17 protein-coding genes are annotated in these 16,363 nt (G+C 55.4%); 10 read left to right on the top strand and 7 right to left on the bottom strand.

The window, feature by feature from the left end; genetic code table 11:
• Positions 1-14: 14 nt before the first annotated feature.
• The 3 genes from NQ230_RS04620 to NQ230_RS04630 form a co-directional block, all read right to left on the bottom strand.
• The gene (locus NQ230_RS04620) at positions 15-1,103 is read right to left on the bottom strand and encodes an ABC transporter substrate-binding protein (protein ID WP_023309072.1); all 1,089 of its coding nucleotides are present in this window, start codon (positions 1,101-1,103) and stop codon (positions 15-17) included.
• Positions 1,104-1,271: 168 nt separating this feature from the next.
• On the bottom strand, positions 1,272-1,967 hold the full coding sequence (locus tag NQ230_RS04625; protein ID WP_257260198.1) for a response regulator: 696 nt from the start codon (positions 1,965-1,967) through the stop codon (positions 1,272-1,274).
• Complete coding sequence (locus NQ230_RS04630; protein ID WP_257260199.1) at positions 1,951-3,591, bottom strand: ATP-binding protein; 1,641 nt, start codon at positions 3,589-3,591, stop codon at positions 1,951-1,953. Before NQ230_RS04630 ends, NQ230_RS04625 begins: the two co-directional genes overlap by 17 nt.
• 176 nt (positions 3,592-3,767) lie before the next feature.
• Between NQ230_RS04630 and yjdI the strand changes: the two genes are divergently transcribed.
• A complete protein-coding gene (yjdI, locus tag NQ230_RS04635; RefSeq protein ID WP_008499689.1) occupies positions 3,768-3,998 on the top strand; it encodes a 4Fe-4S mono-cluster protein YjdI in 231 nt (76 codons plus the stop codon).
• Between the two features lie 10 nt (positions 3,999-4,008).
• Positions 4,009-4,281, top strand: a complete 273-nt coding sequence (locus tag NQ230_RS04640; RefSeq protein ID WP_008499687.1) for a GNAT family N-acetyltransferase — start codon at positions 4,009-4,011, stop codon at positions 4,279-4,281.
• A gap of 27 nt (positions 4,282-4,308) precedes the next feature.
• Here the strand turns inward: NQ230_RS04640 and NQ230_RS04645 are convergent, their stop codons facing one another.
• A complete protein-coding gene (locus tag NQ230_RS04645) occupies positions 4,309-4,920 on the bottom strand; it encodes a LysE family translocator (protein WP_252033541.1) in 612 nt (203 codons plus the stop codon).
• Between the two features lie 115 nt (positions 4,921-5,035).
• Here NQ230_RS04645 and NQ230_RS04650 point away from each other — a divergent pair, with 115 nt between their 5' ends.
• Positions 5,036-5,488, top strand: a complete 453-nt coding sequence (locus NQ230_RS04650; RefSeq protein WP_029742214.1) for an Lrp/AsnC family transcriptional regulator — start codon at positions 5,036-5,038, stop codon at positions 5,486-5,488.
• A gap of 55 nt (positions 5,489-5,543) precedes the next feature.
• Here the strand turns inward: NQ230_RS04650 and NQ230_RS04655 are convergent, their stop codons facing one another.
• Together NQ230_RS04655 and NQ230_RS04660 are read right to left on the bottom strand one after the other, a co-directional pair.
• Entirely contained in the window at positions 5,544-6,773 is a 1,230-nt protein-coding gene (locus NQ230_RS04655) for an amino acid permease (protein ID WP_257260201.1), read from the bottom strand.
• Between the two features lie 119 nt (positions 6,774-6,892).
• Positions 6,893-7,354, bottom strand: coding sequence for a multidrug/biocide efflux PACE transporter (locus tag NQ230_RS04660; RefSeq protein ID WP_023333288.1), 462 nt, complete (start codon positions 7,352-7,354; stop codon positions 6,893-6,895).
• Between the two features lie 105 nt (positions 7,355-7,459).
• Here NQ230_RS04660 and NQ230_RS04665 point away from each other — a divergent pair, with 105 nt between their 5' ends.
• The 7 genes from NQ230_RS04665 to NQ230_RS04695 all read left to right on the top strand — a co-directional run bounded on the left by NQ230_RS04665 (position 7,460) and on the right by NQ230_RS04695 (position 15,349).
• On the top strand, positions 7,460-8,326 hold the full coding sequence (locus NQ230_RS04665; RefSeq protein ID WP_159514843.1) for a LysR family transcriptional regulator: 867 nt from the start codon (positions 7,460-7,462) through the stop codon (positions 8,324-8,326).
• A gap of 93 nt (positions 8,327-8,419) precedes the next feature.
• Positions 8,420-9,598 (top strand): acetyl-CoA C-acetyltransferase, encoded by a 1,179-nt coding sequence (locus NQ230_RS04670; RefSeq protein WP_257260203.1) that lies wholly within the window; start codon positions 8,420-8,422, stop codon positions 9,596-9,598.
• Positions 9,599-9,833: 235 nt separating this feature from the next.
• Positions 9,834-10,670: a 5-dehydro-4-deoxy-D-glucuronate isomerase gene (kduI, locus tag NQ230_RS04675; RefSeq protein WP_063144683.1), complete on the top strand. Its 837-nt coding sequence runs from the start codon at positions 9,834-9,836 to the stop codon at positions 10,668-10,670.
• A 63-nt stretch (positions 10,671-10,733) separates the two neighbouring features.
• Complete coding sequence (kduD, locus tag NQ230_RS04680) at positions 10,734-11,495, top strand: 2-dehydro-3-deoxy-D-gluconate 5-dehydrogenase KduD (protein ID WP_193940405.1); 762 nt, start codon at positions 10,734-10,736, stop codon at positions 11,493-11,495.
• Between the two features lie 313 nt (positions 11,496-11,808).
• A complete protein-coding gene (gene araE, locus NQ230_RS04685; protein ID WP_193940404.1) occupies positions 11,809-13,224 on the top strand; it encodes an arabinose-proton symporter AraE in 1,416 nt (471 codons plus the stop codon).
• A 217-nt stretch (positions 13,225-13,441) separates the two neighbouring features.
• Positions 13,442-14,566: an LPS O-antigen length regulator Wzz(fepE) gene (wzz(fepE), locus tag NQ230_RS04690; protein WP_257260206.1), complete on the top strand. Its 1,125-nt coding sequence runs from the start codon at positions 13,442-13,444 to the stop codon at positions 14,564-14,566.
• 90 nt (positions 14,567-14,656) lie between these two features.
• On the top strand, positions 14,657-15,349 hold the full coding sequence (locus NQ230_RS04695) for an aspartate/glutamate racemase (RefSeq protein WP_257261315.1): 693 nt from the start codon (positions 14,657-14,659) through the stop codon (positions 15,347-15,349).
• On the opposite strand, the gene NQ230_RS04700 is transcribed toward NQ230_RS04695, so the two are convergent.
• On the bottom strand, positions 15,344-16,270 hold the full coding sequence (locus tag NQ230_RS04700) for a LysR family transcriptional regulator (RefSeq protein ID WP_257260207.1): 927 nt from the start codon (positions 16,268-16,270) through the stop codon (positions 15,344-15,346). The two genes, NQ230_RS04695 and NQ230_RS04700, sit on opposite strands and share 6 nt — an antisense overlap.
• Positions 16,271-16,363: the final 93 nt, after the last annotated feature.

Below are 16,363 nucleotides of genomic sequence, written 5' to 3' on the forward strand. Positions count from 1 at the left end.
CCGCGCTCAGACGCTTATTTACCGGCGGCGGTACGCCACTCTTTGATGTACTCCAGGCGTTTTTTCGGCTGCAGGTATTCCAGCAGCGTTTCATCAACCGGAATTGGCTTCAGCGCGTTGCCGAGGATTTTGGTCAGGCCGTCGATATCATTTTTCCCTTCGATATCGTTACGAATGGAGGGAATGTCCGCCTGATTGGCCAGAATGTTTTGCCCTTGTTCAGACAGCACATAGTCCAGCCACAGCTTCGCGGCGTTGCTGTTTTGCGATTGCTGGCTGATGAACGACACGCGAGACAGCACCAGGGTGTAATCTTTTGGATAGGAGATGCCGAGCGACGGATCGTTCTTCGCACGCGCTTCCGCGTAGGAACCGAGGATGTTGAAGCCGATCAGGTTTTCACCGGAGGAGACGCGCTCCATCATGGTGCCGGTAGACGACTGCACCGATAAGCCACCTTTGGCGACGTCGGCCAGGGTCTTAAAGTAATTAGGATCGGCGTTGTGATCCTGAACCGAGAGCATAAAGCCCAGACCCGATTTTTCGATGTCGTAGGTGGTGACTTTGCCCTTGAATTTGTCCGTCTGGCTGGCAATCAGCTTCGCCAGCGCGGCGTGAGAATCCGGCACGTCGCCGGCCGGGATCAGGCGCTTGTTGTAGATAAAGACCACCGGCTCATAGGTGGTGCCGTAAGCCTTATCCTTCCAGACCGCCCATTTCGGCAGCTGGCTTTGCTCCGGAGATTTGTACTCCATGGCGTAGTCGGTGGCGAGCTTCAGGCCCGTGTCCATAGAGGAGCTCCAGACCACGTCGCCGCTCACACCGCCGGAGGCCTGTTCGCTGATAAAACGGTTGTACAGCTCGGTGCTGTTCATGTCGTTGTATTCAACTTTGATGCCCGGGTAGGTTTTTTCGAAGCCCTGAATCAGCGGCCCGGCGGCTTTGATGTCAGTGGTGGAGTAAATAACAACCTTGCCCTCTTTCGTTGCGGCATCAACCACTTTTTGATACTCAGCAGGATAGCCCTGCGGCAGGGCAGACAGTGCAGAAGCAGAGAACAGTACAGTAGCGGTAAGCAGAGAAATTCGGAACGTGTTCGACATTATAGTTAACCTTTTAGTTACATTTGAGGAACTAATTGTCAACATAGCGTAAAGCGCGCCTCCGGCAATAGGGAGGCGCGGGCAATGATTCCGAAGTGTGATTGTCGCCGTCGTTTCAGCAATTAACACCATAAAATCCACGAACGTTAGCTTACGAACGGTTCTGGATTACGGTTTATCGGGCGCTTTGCGGTATAACCTTCGCGGATGACCAATATTGCCATACAGCATTTCGACGCTGATTAGCCCGCTCTCCACGCAGTATTCAAGGTAGCGACGCCCCGTGGTTTTGCTGATCCCCACGTTATCCACCACCTCTTCAACCGACATGGCGTTGTCGGGATGCTCGGCGAACAGGCGTTTAATCCGCTCCAGCGTTTGGGGCTCAATGCCTTTCGTCGACGGCGTAATGGAGGCTTCCGCGGCAGGCAGATTAAACAGGCGATCCAGCGCATGCTGGTCGACCACCTTCACCTGCTGCACGGTGTGGATGAAGCGCATAAAACGCTCCAGCGAGGCGTGCAGGCGCTGGAAAAAGACCGGCTTAATCAGGTAGTCAAACGCGCCGCTGCGCATGGCGTGGCTGCAGGTCTGCATATCGCTGGCGGCGGTGATGAAGATCACCGAGCACTCATAGCTTTTCAGCAGCGGGTTATCGATGAGCTCCACGCCTTTACCATCCGGGAGATAGTTGTCCAGCAGGATAAGCCGAGGATGATGCTGACGAATCAGGCTGCACGCCTGCTCAATCGACGCGGCGATGCCCACCACGCGCAAATGAAAATTTTGCTCAATATACTCGCGATGCAGCTCCGCCAGGTGCGGCTCATCCTCAACGATCACAACGTCAAGTGGTCGGGTCATGCTGTTGCCCATTCGGTATAAACACAGAAAAAATAGTGCCCTGCGGCGTGTTGTCGGCAATCTCAATACTGCCACCAGCCTTGTCGATATATCCTGCCACCAGAAACAGGCCAATACCGTGCTCGGTACCCACAATATCGTTTTCGCTGTCGGGTTTGCTGCTGAACCCATGGCGGAAAATATGCGGCTTCATCGCATCGTCCACCCCGCAGCCCCGATCGGCTACCTCGATCAGCAGTTCCTGGTTACGGTCAGAAATATAGAGTTCTACAGGCGCGTGGACCGGCGCGTTGAGGGTCGCCTCCACGGCGTTATCCAGCAGATTACCAATAATGGACATCAGCTCCGTTTCACTCAGCGCGGCAGGCATGCGGGTGAGCTGGCAGGCGGGATCAAACAGCAGCTCGATGCCTTTTTCGCGCGCGCTGACGTATTTTCCGAGCAGCAGCCCGCACAGCGCCGGTGAGACAAAATGGGCAGAGACAAAATCCAGCACGCGCTGCGCGCCTTCTGACTGCACCTGGATGTAACGGATCGCCTCGTCATAGTGTTTCATCTGCAGCAACCCCACCAGCGTGGCGGTCCAGTTCAGCTGTTCGTGGCGCATAATGCGCAGGTTATCCGCATAGCGTTTGATCTGACTAAGCTGGCTGCTGAGCGTGTTAATGTCATTTTTGTCGCGAAAGCTGTACACCCAGCCGCTTTCAACGCCCGGTTCGACCTCAATCGCTACGCGGTTGACGATCACCTCGCGCTGGTTCAGCACCGCAATCTGGTCGTGGCTCCCGCTGCTCACCGAGGCGTAGCGCTGGGATAAAAAGCCCGGCGACGTCTGCAGAATGTCTTCCAGCGGTTTACCGATAAGTTCTTTCTCACTTTGCCGAATATCCAGCATTTCTCGTGCCGCGCGGTTAATTAAAATCAGCTGCTTCTCACCGTTGACGGCAAATACCCCTTCGTACATGGCTTCTAATAGCGCGCGCTGCTGTAAAACCAGCTGAGCGATATCTTTTGGCTCCAGTCGGAACATCTGTTTTTTGAGGTTGCGGGTAAACAGCCAGGAGAAAATAAACAGCAGGAGCAGAAGGCCTGCGCCGTACAACCCGGACTGCCAGAGAATGCGGGCGTTAATGTTGGCAATATAGGAGGTCAGATAGCCGACCGAGACAATACCAATCACCTGATGCTGCGCGTTGAAGATGGGGGCTTTGCTGCGTAGCGACACGCCAATCCCGCCCTGACGCACGGAAATAATGGTTTTCCCCTTTAACACCTCCGCATTATCCCCGCCGATCATCGGTAAATTAATACGCTCCGGGGATTCCGAATGATAAAGGTGCTGTTCCTCGGTATCGCCAATCACAATGTAGCTGGCATCGCTTTCGGCGCGCAGCGGCTGAATTAACCGGGCTATTCCCGGAATATCTCTGGCCGCTACCATTGCCGCCAGACCCGGCATCAGCGCGATCTGGCTGGCCTGAACCCGGGCGCGCTGGCCGAGATCGTGATGGAGCTGTCGGTCAATAAAATGAAACAGGATTGTTCCCAGCAGAACTAACAGCAGGCAGGAGAAGCACACCAGCGCTAAAAACAGCTTTACCTGAAAAGAGAGTCTGCGTTTCATTCAACCTGCGGAAGTTATGTAAAAGTGACATTTGCCGAGCCTGACATGTGGCAATAGCGGACGCAATCTGGCGAGAAAAGAGTTGTGACCTGGCTTTTCGTTTTCGGCGTTATAGCCATCAGGATCCCGTGGGGCTATGATTCATTCAGCACGATAATAATTACAGAGGCAATGTCATGGATAAAGAACTACTGGATGCGGGCTACCGGGCCTATACCGGCGAGAAAATTGACGTTTACTTCAATACCGGGATCTGCAAACACTCAGGTAACTGCGTGCGTGGGAGCGCAAAGCTGTTTAATCTGAAACGTAAGCCGTGGATCATTCCCGATGAAGTGGACGTTGAAACGGTTGTACGCGTGATTGATACCTGCCCGAGCGGTGCGCTGAAGTATCGCCAAAAATAAGCGAGGAACCATGGATATTCTGGAAGGCCATAACAAGTTTTACGTGAATGATGCGAACGGCAACCAGGTCGCGGAGATTGTCTTCGTGCCGACCGGCGAGCACCTGAGCATTATCGAGCACACCGACGTGGATGAGAGCCTGAAAGGGCAGGGCGTCGGTAAACAGCTGGTGGCGAAAGTGGTGGAGAAGATGCGCGGTGAGAACCGCAAAATTATTCCCCTGTGCCCGTTCGCGAAGCATGAGTTTGATAAAACGCGGGAATATGACGATATTCGGGCGTAAATAACACCGGCGATGGCCGGTGTTTTTTCATCTCGCCTGCTCAAATAGCAATATCAACGCGATCAGCACCATTATCCCTCCTGATGCCATGCTTACCAGACGCGCCGCCTGCGGCCGGGTCGCCAGCACCGCTTTCGAACCATACCCCACCAGCAGATAGACCAGCGTACAGGTGATAAGGTGCATCACGCCAAGCGCGGACATTTGCATTGCTATCGACCAGCTTCCGGTCGGGTCGGTAAACTGCGGAAGCAGCGCCAGGAAAAGCAAAAAAACTTTCGGGTTAAGACCGCTAATACAGAGTCCTTTCACCGCCCACTGTCTCCAGTTTCCCGCATGGTGGGTGGCCTTTTCCGGTGCGGCAGGGTGACGCAACAACCCGATGCCAAGCCACAGGAGATACAGGGCCCCCGCGATGGTCAGCCCGGTTAACGCCAGCGGATGTTGAGCAATCACTACCCCCACGCCAGCCACCACAACCAGCGTGGCTAACAGATGCCCGGACATCAACCCCATCACCGCTGGCACCACGCGTCGCCCGTTAATTCCGGCGCTAATGGCGTAGGCCCAGTCGGCGCCTGGCGTCATGATAAGCAGAAAAGAAACCACCCAAAAGCCGGCCACAATACTCATTTCCATCGTCCTGAAGACTCCCGCAGTGCGTCAAAGGTTGAGAAAAAGAATATCGCTAACCCTGCGAAATAGGCTTTCAATGTTATGCTCATAACACCGTGAAATTGAGAAAATCTTCCACATGGATAGCATCGATCGAAAAATTCTTGCTGAGCTACAGTCTGATGGCCGCTTATCCCTGACCGAGCTGGCTGAAAGAGTGAATCTAAGCCTCTCGCCGTGCCATCGTCGCGTGCGGGCGCTGGAGCAAAGCGGGGCCATAACGGGATACCGGGCCAGCCTCGACCCCGCCAAAATGGGATTCAACTTCCTGGCAATAGTGTTTGCGACGCTGAAGGAGGGGGACAGAAAGGCGGTTAGCGCGTTTGAAGCGGCGGTGGAGGAAATTCCGCAGATCGTGCTGGCACAGCGCCTGTTTGGCGATCCCGATTATCTGATGCACGTCGTGACCCGCGACCTGTCGGCTTTCCAGAAGCTCTACGACGAGAAGCTCTCCGCCATGCCTGGCGTGCAGCATCTTCGCTCAACGCTTGTCATGAAAACGGTGGTGCAGGACAGGCCTTTTCCACTGTAAGCAGCAGGCCAAAACTGAATGTCCTGCCCGGCAGAGCGCCGGGCAGGAAAGGGAATTAGCCGACAAACATCACCGACACGCACAGCACGCCGACGATCAGCGTCAGCAGGTTGCCAATGGAACGGTACTGTTTCAGCGAGGGGATCAGATACGTCGACAGCGTCGGCATGATAAACAGGATCATGGCGATAAGCGGGCCGCTGATGGCGTAAATCATCGAAATGGCGTTCGGGTTAATGCAGCAGACGGCAAAGGTGATTAACGACACCCCCATAATGGAAATCGCGCGGTTAAAGGCGCGGCTCTTTTTCACGCCCACCTGATTGAGCGACGACTTCACGATCTCCGTCGCCCCTTCAATCACCCCAAAATAGGTGCCGAGGAACGATTTCGACATCGCAATAATCGCCACGATAATCCCGGAAATGCCCAGCCACGCCGGTGAAGAAGGCATCATCGACAGCGCGGACAGGATCGTTACCCCTTGCTCTTTGGCGGCCACAATGTACGACGGCGGGATAGAGAGCAGGCAGCTGAAGACAAAAAACAGCACGCTCAGGCAGATGATCAGGTACGCCACCTTCATGATTTTCTTGCATTTATCCATGGCGCCGTCGGCAAACTTCTCGCGGCGATCAACGGCAAACGTTGAGATAATCGGGGTATGGCTGAACGCAAATACCATCACCGGAATCGAAATCCATACCTGATGCAGCGTATGACGATCGACGGTCATCTGGCTGGTCAGCAGCGAGGGTTGCCAGCTTCCGGTCAGGTAGAGCGAGACAAACAGAAAATAGGCAATCAGTGGAAATACCAGGAAGCCCATCACTTTTATCGTGATATGGCGTCCCATCAGGAAGATCAGATTCAGCACCAGCACCACGCCCAGGCTGACCAGCACGCGAACGACGGTATCCACCGTCAGGTGTTTTGCCAGCTGCTCCGTGAGCGAGTTGGTGATGGCCACCGCATAAATCTGCACCACCACAAAGAAGGCGATGAAATAGAGCGTGGTGATCAGATTGCCAATTTTCCTGCCGTAGTAGTGCGAGACGGCGCCGGTGATCCCTTCATTGCCTTTTGTTTTTGACGACAGGATAAATTGCGCCAGCGCTCTGTGCGGCCAGTAGGTTAAGGGGTAGGCCACGAGGGCGGTAATAAACAGGACGATAGCGCCTGCGGAGCCCAGCTGGATGGGCAAGAACAGCGTTCCTGCGCCCACGGCCGTGCCATAGAGAGCGAAACTCCAGAGAGTCTCATCTTTTGACCAAATTTTCGACATTAGAGCAACGTATCAACTATCAAACCATCGGAATGGCGTGCAATTTACCATAGTTATGCACGGAGAGCGCAGTTGCTTCGAAGGAGTTTGGCCGGAACGGGCGTCCGGCCAAAGGCGGTTTAGCCTGCCAGGGCGCGCCGTTGCTGGCGACGCTTAAGAAATTTCTCGCGCAGGCAATCGTATGCCCAGTTATAGAACATGGTGTACGGCAGGAAGAACAGGAAGAAACCTATTTCCAGCGTGAATGCCTGAAGCAGGGTGACTCCCAGCACGGCGGCGACAATCGACACGCCAATCACGATAAACCCGCATTCGAACCCCAGCGCATGCAGCGCGCGCACTTTTGCCGTACGTTTGACGCGCTGAACCGGCCAGAAACGGTCGAAGCCGAAGTTATAAATAATGTTCCACAGCATGGCGGTGGTGGCCAGAATAATGGTCAACCCACCCATCTCCACCACGGAACGCTGCATGAGCCACGCCGCCGTAGGGGCGAGGATCGCCGTCGCAATCCCTTCAAAACAGACAGCATGAAAGATCCGCTCCGGCAGTTTACGTTGGAGTGCATCCTGATGTTGCATAGTCATAGACCTCATTAATTCGCCGGTATGGGCGTTGATGCAGCCTATTTTCATCGCTAAAGTTGATATAATAAAGATGGTATCCATCGCTAAAGTAGATAGGTTATGCGCTATTCACCCGAAGCCCTTAATGCGTTTGTCGAGACCGTTGCGGCGGGCTCGTTTTCTGCCGCCGCACGCCGGCTGCGTAAAAGCCAGTCGACTATCAGCACGTCCATTGCCAATCTTGAGGCCGATCTCGGTTTCGAGCTGTTTGACCGCTCGGCGCGCCAGCCGGTATTAACGGTCCAGGGAGAACAGGTGCTGGGCTACGTGCAGGCCATCCTGGCCGCCAGCACGCGGCTGGATGAGCTGGCGGTGTCGTTAACGGCGCAAACGGAGGCGCGTCTGACGTTTGTCCTTTCCGATACCCTCAATCCGGACGTGCTGGAAGATATGATGAAACAGTTTGACGCGCGTTTTCCCCATACGGAATTCGAATGTCTGATTGGCGAGGAAGAGGACGTGATCGATCTGCTGCAAAAGGAGCGCGCGCAGGTTGGCCTCACCGAAGCGCGAGACGGTTATCCTACGGATATTGGCGCTATACGCCTGCCGATGCAGACCCGCATGGCGATCTATGTCGCGACCACGCATCCGCTGGCCGGACAACATGACGTTCAGCGTGACGAGCTGCACGGCTGGCGAGAGCTGCGGCTGAGCACCTATCTTGAGCGCGAGGCTGAGATCGCGCGCGGGCCCGTCTGGTCAGCACCAAATTACCTGTTACTCTTGAGTATGGCGGTACAGGGATTTGGCTGGTGCGTATTGCCCTGTGCGCTGGTGGATGAATTTGCCGCCGCGAAATCCCTGGTACAGCTCGATGTTCCCGGCTGGCCGCGGGCGATCGGCATCGATCTGCTGTGGAATAAACGATCCCCTCCCGGCGTTGCCGGAAGCTGGCTGCGGCAGTATCTGCAGGATGCGCGCTGATCCTTGTGATTAAACTCACTATTTTTAAACAATTAAGATAATTGCCAGTAACAATCCTCTACTATCGTCATGTCATTTAACACAGAGGTCGTGATGAAAGATGTCGTAATAGTGGGTGCGTTGCGTACAGCTATCGGCTGTTTTCAGGGAGCGCTTGCGCGTCACTCGGCGGTTGACCTGGGGAGCGTGGTGGTAAAAGCGCTGGTGGAACGTAGCGGGATCCCAGCACATGAAGTTGATGAGGTGATCCTGGGACAGGTTCTCACGGCCGGTGCCGGGCAAAACCCTGCGCGTCAGGCAGCGCTGAAGGGCGGGCTGCCCAATACCGTCTCCGCCATTACCATTAACGACGTCTGTGGCTCAGGATTAAAAGCGCTTCATCTCGCGACGCAGGCCATTCAGTGTGGTGAAGCGGATGTGATTATTGCGGGCGGGCAGGAGAATATGAGCCGCGCGCCGCACGTGTTGACCGACAGCCGTACCGGCGCACAGCTGGGCAACAGTCAGCTGCTCGACAGCCTGGTGCATGACGGGCTGTGGGATGCGTTCAATGACTACCATATGGGCGTGACGGCGGAAAACCTGGCGCGCGAATACGGCATCAGCCGTGAGGTGCAGGATGCCTATGCGCTAAGCTCGCAGCAAAAAGCGCGTGCGGCGATTGATTCCGGTCGTTTTCGCGACGAGATTGTCCCGGTCAGCACGCAGCGTCAGAGCGGCGAGTCTATCGTCGTGGATACCGATGAACAGCCGCGCACCGACGCCAGCGCGGAAGGCCTGGCGAGGCTGAACCCTGCGTTTGAAATGCAGGGCTCGGTGACGGCGGGAAATGCCTCTTCCATTAACGACGGCGCTGCCGCCGTTATGATGATGAGCGAAAGCAAAGCCCATGAGCTCGCTCTCCCCGTGCTGGCCCGCATTAAGGCGTTCGCCAGCGTGGGGGTTGATCCTGCGTTAATGGGGATCGCACCGGTCTACGCGACCCGCCGCTGTCTGGAACGCGCTGGGTGGCAGCTTTCGGATGTGGATCTGATCGAAGTGAACGAAGCCTATGCCGCGCAGGCGATCTCCGTCGGAAAAATGCTGGAGTGGGATCCCCTGCGGGTCAACGTTAACGGCGGCGCGATCGCGCTGGGTCATCCTATCGGCGCATCCGGCTGCCGGATCCTGGTTTCGCTGGTCCACGAAATGAAAAAGCGCAATGCCCGAAAAGGGATTGCCACGCTCTGTATAGGCGGCGGGCAAGGGGTGGCGCTGGCCATCGAACGCTAACCTCTCCTCATTGAAAATGACCTCCTCCGGGAGGTTTTTTTTCGTGTCCTTTTTCTTCCTGCGGTTTAATTGTGATCCGAACATCATTTTCGTCATAAACAAAAATAAAAATGAAACGTTGTTTTAAATATAATTGAAAAGCCCGCTTTATGCCGATAGTATGTGTTCATTATGAAAAACGGAACGCTGTTTCGTTTATTTCCGCCTTCGGGCATGACCACATCTGGAGGTTACCGTGGACGTCAGAGAAAGCATCCACAGTGCGCACGCCAAAACGCTGGATACTCAGGGGCTGCGCAATGCATTTTTAGTCGAGCAGGTATTCGAGGCCGACAGGTACACCATGGTTTACAGCCATATCGATCGCATTATCGTGGGCGGGATTATGCCCGTCACGAACAGCGTCTCCGTGGGCGGCGAGGTCGGTAAACAGTTGGGCGTGAGCTATTTCCTCGAGCGTCGCGAGCTGGGTGTAATTAACATCGGCGGGCCGGGCACCATCACCGTTGATGGACAGTGCTATGAAATTGGCCATCGCGAGGCGCTGTACGTGGGTAAAGGGGCGAAAGACGTGGTCTTTGCCAGTATCGACGGCAGCAAGCCTGCGAAGTTTTACTACAACTGCGCGCCGGCTCACTCCACTTACCCAACCAAAAAAGTGACCACGGCAGACGTCGCACCCGTGACGCTGGGCGACAACCTCACCAGCAACCGTCGCACCATCAATAAATACTTCGTGCCGGACGTGCTGGAGACCTGCCAGCTCAGCATGGGATTGACCGAGCTGGCGCCGGGCAACCTGTGGAACACCATGCCGTGCCATACCCACGAGCGCCGCATGGAAGTCTACTTCTACTTCAATATGGATGAGGACGCCTGCGTGTTCCACATGATGGGACAGCCGCAGGAAACGCGCCATATCGTGATGCACAACGAGCAGGCGGTGATTTCACCGAGTTGGTCTATTCACTCCGGCGTAGGGACGAAAGCCTACACATTTATCTGGGGAATGGTGGGCGAAAACCAGGTCTTCGATGATATGGACCACGTTGCGGTCAGCGATCTGCGCTAGTCGCGGGCGGTGAAGCATAAACCTGCCTGTGAGTGACAGGCTCTGAAAGAGTAAGGAATAAACATGATTCTGGATGCATTCTCTCTGCAGGGGAAAGTGGCTGTGGTTTCCGGGTGCGACACCGGGCTGGGTCAGGGGATGGCGTTAGGCCTGGCGGAAGCGGGCTGCGATATCGTCGGAATTAATATCGTTGAACCGACTGACACCATCGAACGCGTGACGGCCCTGGGCCGCCGTTTCCTGAGCCTGACCGCTGACCTGCGTAAAATCGATTCCATTCCTGAACTGCTGGACCGCGCGGTGGCTGAATTCGGTCATATCGACATTCTGGTGAACAACGCCGGGCTGATTCGTCGCGAAGACGCGATCAGCTTCAGCGAGCGCGACTGGGACGACGTGATGGATTTGAACATCAAGAGCGTATTTTTTATGTCCCAGGCGGCGGCGAAGCATTTTATTGCGCAGGGGAAAGGCGGCAAGATCGTTAATATTGCCTCTATGCTCTCGTTCCAGGGCGGCATCCGCGTGCCGTCTTACACCGCGTCCAAAAGCGCCGTAATGGGCGTGACCCGCCTGCTGGCAAACGAATGGGCGAAACATAATATCAACGTGAATGCGATTGCGCCGGGCTACATGGCGACCAACAACACGCAGCAGCTGCGTGCAGACGAAGAGCGCAGCGCGGCGATCCTGGAGCGTATTCCTGCGGGACGCTGGGGCCTGCCGAGCGATCTGATGGGGCCGATTGTCTTCCTGGCCTCCCCGGCATCGGATTACATCAACGGTTACACCGTGGCTGTAGACGGCGGCTGGCTGGCGCGTTAATTTCACCTGTATTAAGAACCTCTGCCCATGGGCGGAGGTTTTTTTTGCGCAAAAATTGGCTTAATCCATATCGCTAAAGATGAAAAATCCATACTGAAAAATCATGAATGACGGCAATCACACTTTTATTGCTTAAATATTAAGTGATTAGTAAAAATACGTGATTATTCGCCACAAGTTTAAATTGTAATGTCCATCACAGAACCGTATGCCGTAGCGGAATAATCCATAACTTCGCGATTTCCGGCCTGACACTTTTCCTCGCTTTCTCGTAATTTCAGTTAACGAATTTTGCTGTTGAGGCAGGAAAAATATGACATCGATAAATGACTCTACCCTAATGCCCGCTGCGCTGCGTGATACGCGCCGCATGAACCAGTTTGTCTCCATTGCCGCCGCCGTGGCGGGCCTGTTGTTTGGACTGGATATCGGCGTCATTGCCGGAGCGCTGCCGTTTATTACCGATCACTTTACCCTCAGCAACCGTCTGCAGGAGTGGGTGGTGAGCAGCATGATGCTCGGCGCGGCCATCGGCGCGCTGTTTAACGGCTGGCTGTCGTTCCGCCTGGGGCGCAAATACAGCCTGATGGTCGGGGCGGTCCTGTTCGTCGCGGGGTCGATCGGCTCCGCGTTTGCGACAAACGTAGAAGTGCTGCTGCTCTCCCGCGTGCTGCTGGGCGTAGCGGTGGGGATTGCCTCCTACACCGCGCCGCTTTATCTCTCCGAAATGGCGAGCGAGAACGTGCGCGGCAAGATGATCAGCATGTATCAGCTGATGGTCACGCTGGGCATCGTGCTGGCGTTCCTGTCTGACACCTACTTCAGCTACAGCGGCAACTGGCGCGCGATGCTGGGCGTGCTGGCCTTACCGGCGCTGGTGCTGATCGTCCTGGTGGTTTTCCTGCCAAACAGCCCGCGCTGGCTGGCGCAAAAAGGGCGCCACGTGGAGGCAGAAGAGGTCCTGCGCATGCTGCGCGATACCTCGGAAAAAGCGCGCGAAGAGCTGAACGAGATCCGCGAAAGCCTGAAGCTGAAGCAGGGCGGCTGGGCGCTGTTTAAGATCAACCGCAACGTGCGCCGCGCGGTCTTCCTCGGCATGTTGCTGCAGGCGATGCAGCAGTTCACCGGGATGAACATCATCATGTACTACGCGCCGCGCATTTTCAAAATGGCCGGGTTCACCACTACGGAACAGCAGATGATCGCGACTCTGGTGGTCGGGCTGACCTTTATGTTCGCCACGTTCATTGCGGTATTCACCGTGGACAAAGCCGGGCGTAAACCGGCGCTGAAAATTGGTTTTAGCGTAATGGCGATTGGCACGCTGATCCTCGGCTACTGCCTGATGCAGTTTGATAACGGCACGGCCTCAAGCGGGCTTTCCTGGCTTTCTGTCGGGATGACCATGATGTGTATCGCAGGTTACGCGATGAGCGCCGCGCCCGTGGTGTGGATCCTGTGCTCCGAAATTCAGCCGCTGAAATGCCGTGACTTTGGCATCACCTGTTCCACGACCACCAACTGGGTGTCGAACATGATCATCGGCGCGACGTTCCTGACGCTGCTGGATTCAATTGGTGCCGCCGGAACCTTCTGGCTCTACACGGTGCTGAACGTCGCGTTTATTGGCGTCACGTTCTGGCTGATCCCGGAAACCAAAGGCGTGACGCTGGAACACATCGAGCGCAAGCTGATGGCTGGGGAAAAACTGCGGAACATCGGCGTGTGATGTTTTTGCCCGTCCGAAGGCTGGAATACATGGCGTAACTGGAAAGGGAAAGGTGGCTTAATCACAGTAATAATGTGATTAAGCTCACTACTAACTCTGGTAGGAAGTAGACACAGAGAGGGAACTGGCATTAGGATTTTTCTTATGTTGCTGTATTATCGGTCCACCGCAATCAATTGTGAAAAGATGCGTTGCATCCAGAAAAAGAAGAATCGCTATGTCAGAAATGGATTTCAAAAAAAGCACAGACCTCGACTTTCCCCGTTATGCCGCCCCGGCTGTAAGCGTAAAAGAGATAGATCTTCTGGGACTGTTTGAAGTCCTTCTGGCAGCGAAAAAACGTATCGTCGCCATTGTTTTTGCTTTCGCGCTGGTGGGGCTGGCCGTTTCATTTTTACTGCCGCAAAAATGGACCAGTAAAGCGGTGATCACCCCGGCAGAACAGCTGCAGTGGAACCCGCTGCGCCAGATGATGGTGGCGTTACAGGTGCTTGATGTGGACGTGAAGATTACCCGTCCGCAAGTCTTTGACCTGTTTATTAAAAAGTTCCAGTCACTGTCATTGCTTGAAGAGTACATGGCAACCTCTCCTTACGTGATATCGCAGCTGAAAGCTGTCGAGGTGGACCCGCTTGAGCTGCATCGCGCTATAGTCAACATCTCAGACCGAATGAAAGCGGTGAATGACGTACAGGGTAAAGACGCGGATAACGCACCTTATGTTTCCTGGACATTGAGCTTCTCTGCACCGACAGCAAACGATGCGCAAGCCGTCCTGGAGGGATACATCGATTATATCGCGGCTATTGTTGAAAAAGAGACGGTGCAGAATATTCGCGACCAGATCGCCCTGAAAACGAACGTCGTTGAGCAGCAGCTGGAACTGGATCGTGTCCGTTTGACCAATATTCACAATACCAACCTGCAGCGACTGAATTATTCGCTGGCAGTGGCAAATGCCGCAGGCATCAAGAAGCCGGTTTACAGCAACGGGCAGGCGATAAAAGATGACCCGGATTACTCCGTTGCGCTCGGAGCGGACGGTATCGCGCAGAAGCTGCAGATCGAAAAAAATCTGAAGGATGTGACTGAGCTGAATGCAGAGTTCCAGAACCGGGAATACTACCTGGCGCAGCTGAAAAAGCTCTCTTTTGCCGATGTTAAGCTTGAGCCATTCAGGTATCAGCTTTCGCCCTCCATGCCGGTGAAAAAGGATGGTCCGGGCAAGGCCCTGATTGTCGTTCTGGCGGCGCTTCTGGGGGGGCTGTTTGCCTGCGGTAGCGTTTTACTGCGCGAGGCGATGCTCACCCGTACTTCGCCGCCAGAGCCGGTGGCGAAATAAAAACTGCAGTTGAAAAAAGGCGCTGAACAGAGCGCCTTTTTTTATGCGCATCGGTTATGTTAAAAAAGAGACCAAAGATAAGGAGGGATGATGAAAACGATCGGCCTGTTAGGTGGAATGAGCTGGGAATCGACAATCCCTTATTACCGCCTGATTAACGAAGGGGTAAAGCAGCGTCTGGGTGGTCTGCACTCCGCAAGCCTGCTGCTGCACAGCGTTGATTTCCATGAGATCGAAGCCTGCCAGTCGAGCGGCGAGTGGGATAAAGCCGGGGAGATCCTGGCCCAGGCGGCGCTGGGGCTGGAGCGCGCCGGCGCAGAGGGTATCGTGCTCTGTACCAATACCATGCACAAAGTGGCGTCGCATATTGAGGACCGCTGCGCGCTGCCGTTTCTGCATATCGCGGACGCGACCGGGCGTGCGATTACGGCCTCCGGAATGCGCCGCGTAGCGCTTTTAGGCACACGCTACACCATGGAACAGGATTTTTATCGCGGACGTTTGCACAGTGAATTTGGAATCGAAAGCCTGATCCCTGATGAAGACGATCGGGCGCGCATCAATCAGATTATCTTTGACGAGCTCTGCCTCGGTACCTTCAACGACTCTTCCCGGGCGTATTACGTCAGCGTCATCGATAAACTCGCGCAGCAGGGGGCCGAAGGGGTGATATTCGGCTGCACCGAGATCGGTTTGCTGGTGCCCGTCGAGCGAAGCCCCGTCCCGGTGTTCGATACCACCGCCATCCATGCCGCGGATGCCGTGGCGTTTATGCTGTCATAACGGGTTTTGCAGGTCAGGTAAGCGAAGCGCCACCTGACGCGCGTGCTCCGTTAAGTGTTCGGTGAACGCGTCCACCAGCGCGGAGGCCGGACGGTGCAGCGGGCGGATCAGGCTCACGGTGAACGGGACGGAGACGCTAAAGCGACGGATGACGATCCCGCTTCCGGCATAGTCCAGCGCCGTGAGCGGATTCACCACCGCGACGCCGACGCCTGCACGCACCATCGCGCAAATCGAAGCCGCGCTGTGCGTTTCCACCACCATTCGCCGTTTGACCTGATGCTCGGCAAACAGCGTATCCAGCAGCTGTCTGTAGCTGTCGGTCTGCGACAGGCTAATGTAGTTTTCCCCGTGGAAATCCTCCGGTGTGAGCACCGCCTTACCGGCAAGCCGATGCCCGGCGGGCAGAACGCACACTTCATCTAACGAGAGCAACTCCGTGCGCGCCGTTCCCGCTGGCGTGGAGAGGGTTTCGGTCAGGCCTAAATCATGGCGCTGAGCCGAAAGCCACTCTTCAAGCAGGGGGGATTCCTGAGGCACGATGGTGAGGTTGACCTCCGGGTATCGGGCCAGAAAGGGTTGAAGCAGCATCGGCAAAAAAGATTGCGAAAAGACGGGCAGGCAGACGATCGACAGCTCGCCCTGGCGAAACTCGCGCAGGCTTTCCGCAGCGCTCACTATTCTGTCCAGTCCGTACCAGGAGCGCTGAACTTCCTCGAACAGGCGTAACCCCTGCACCGTCGGGTGAAGTCTGCCGCGGGTGCGTTCGAACAGCTTCAGCCCCAGCACTTTCTCGAAGCGCGCCAGCTCGCGGCTCACCGTCGGCTGCGAGGTATGCAGCATCTGCGCGGCTTCGGTGAGATTGCCGGCGGTCATCACGGCGTGAAAAATCTCGATATGGCGTAAATTGACGGCGGGCATAGGGCACCTGAATGCAGATTACTGTCCATATCATTTTTGCATAGACTCGCGATAAAACGATATTTTTTATTCTCTTCGCGCTGTGGCGTAATC

It is taken from the genome of Enterobacter asburiae (assembly GCF_024599655.1).
GTDB lineage: Bacteria > Pseudomonadota > Gammaproteobacteria > Enterobacterales > Enterobacteriaceae > Enterobacter > Enterobacter asburiae_D.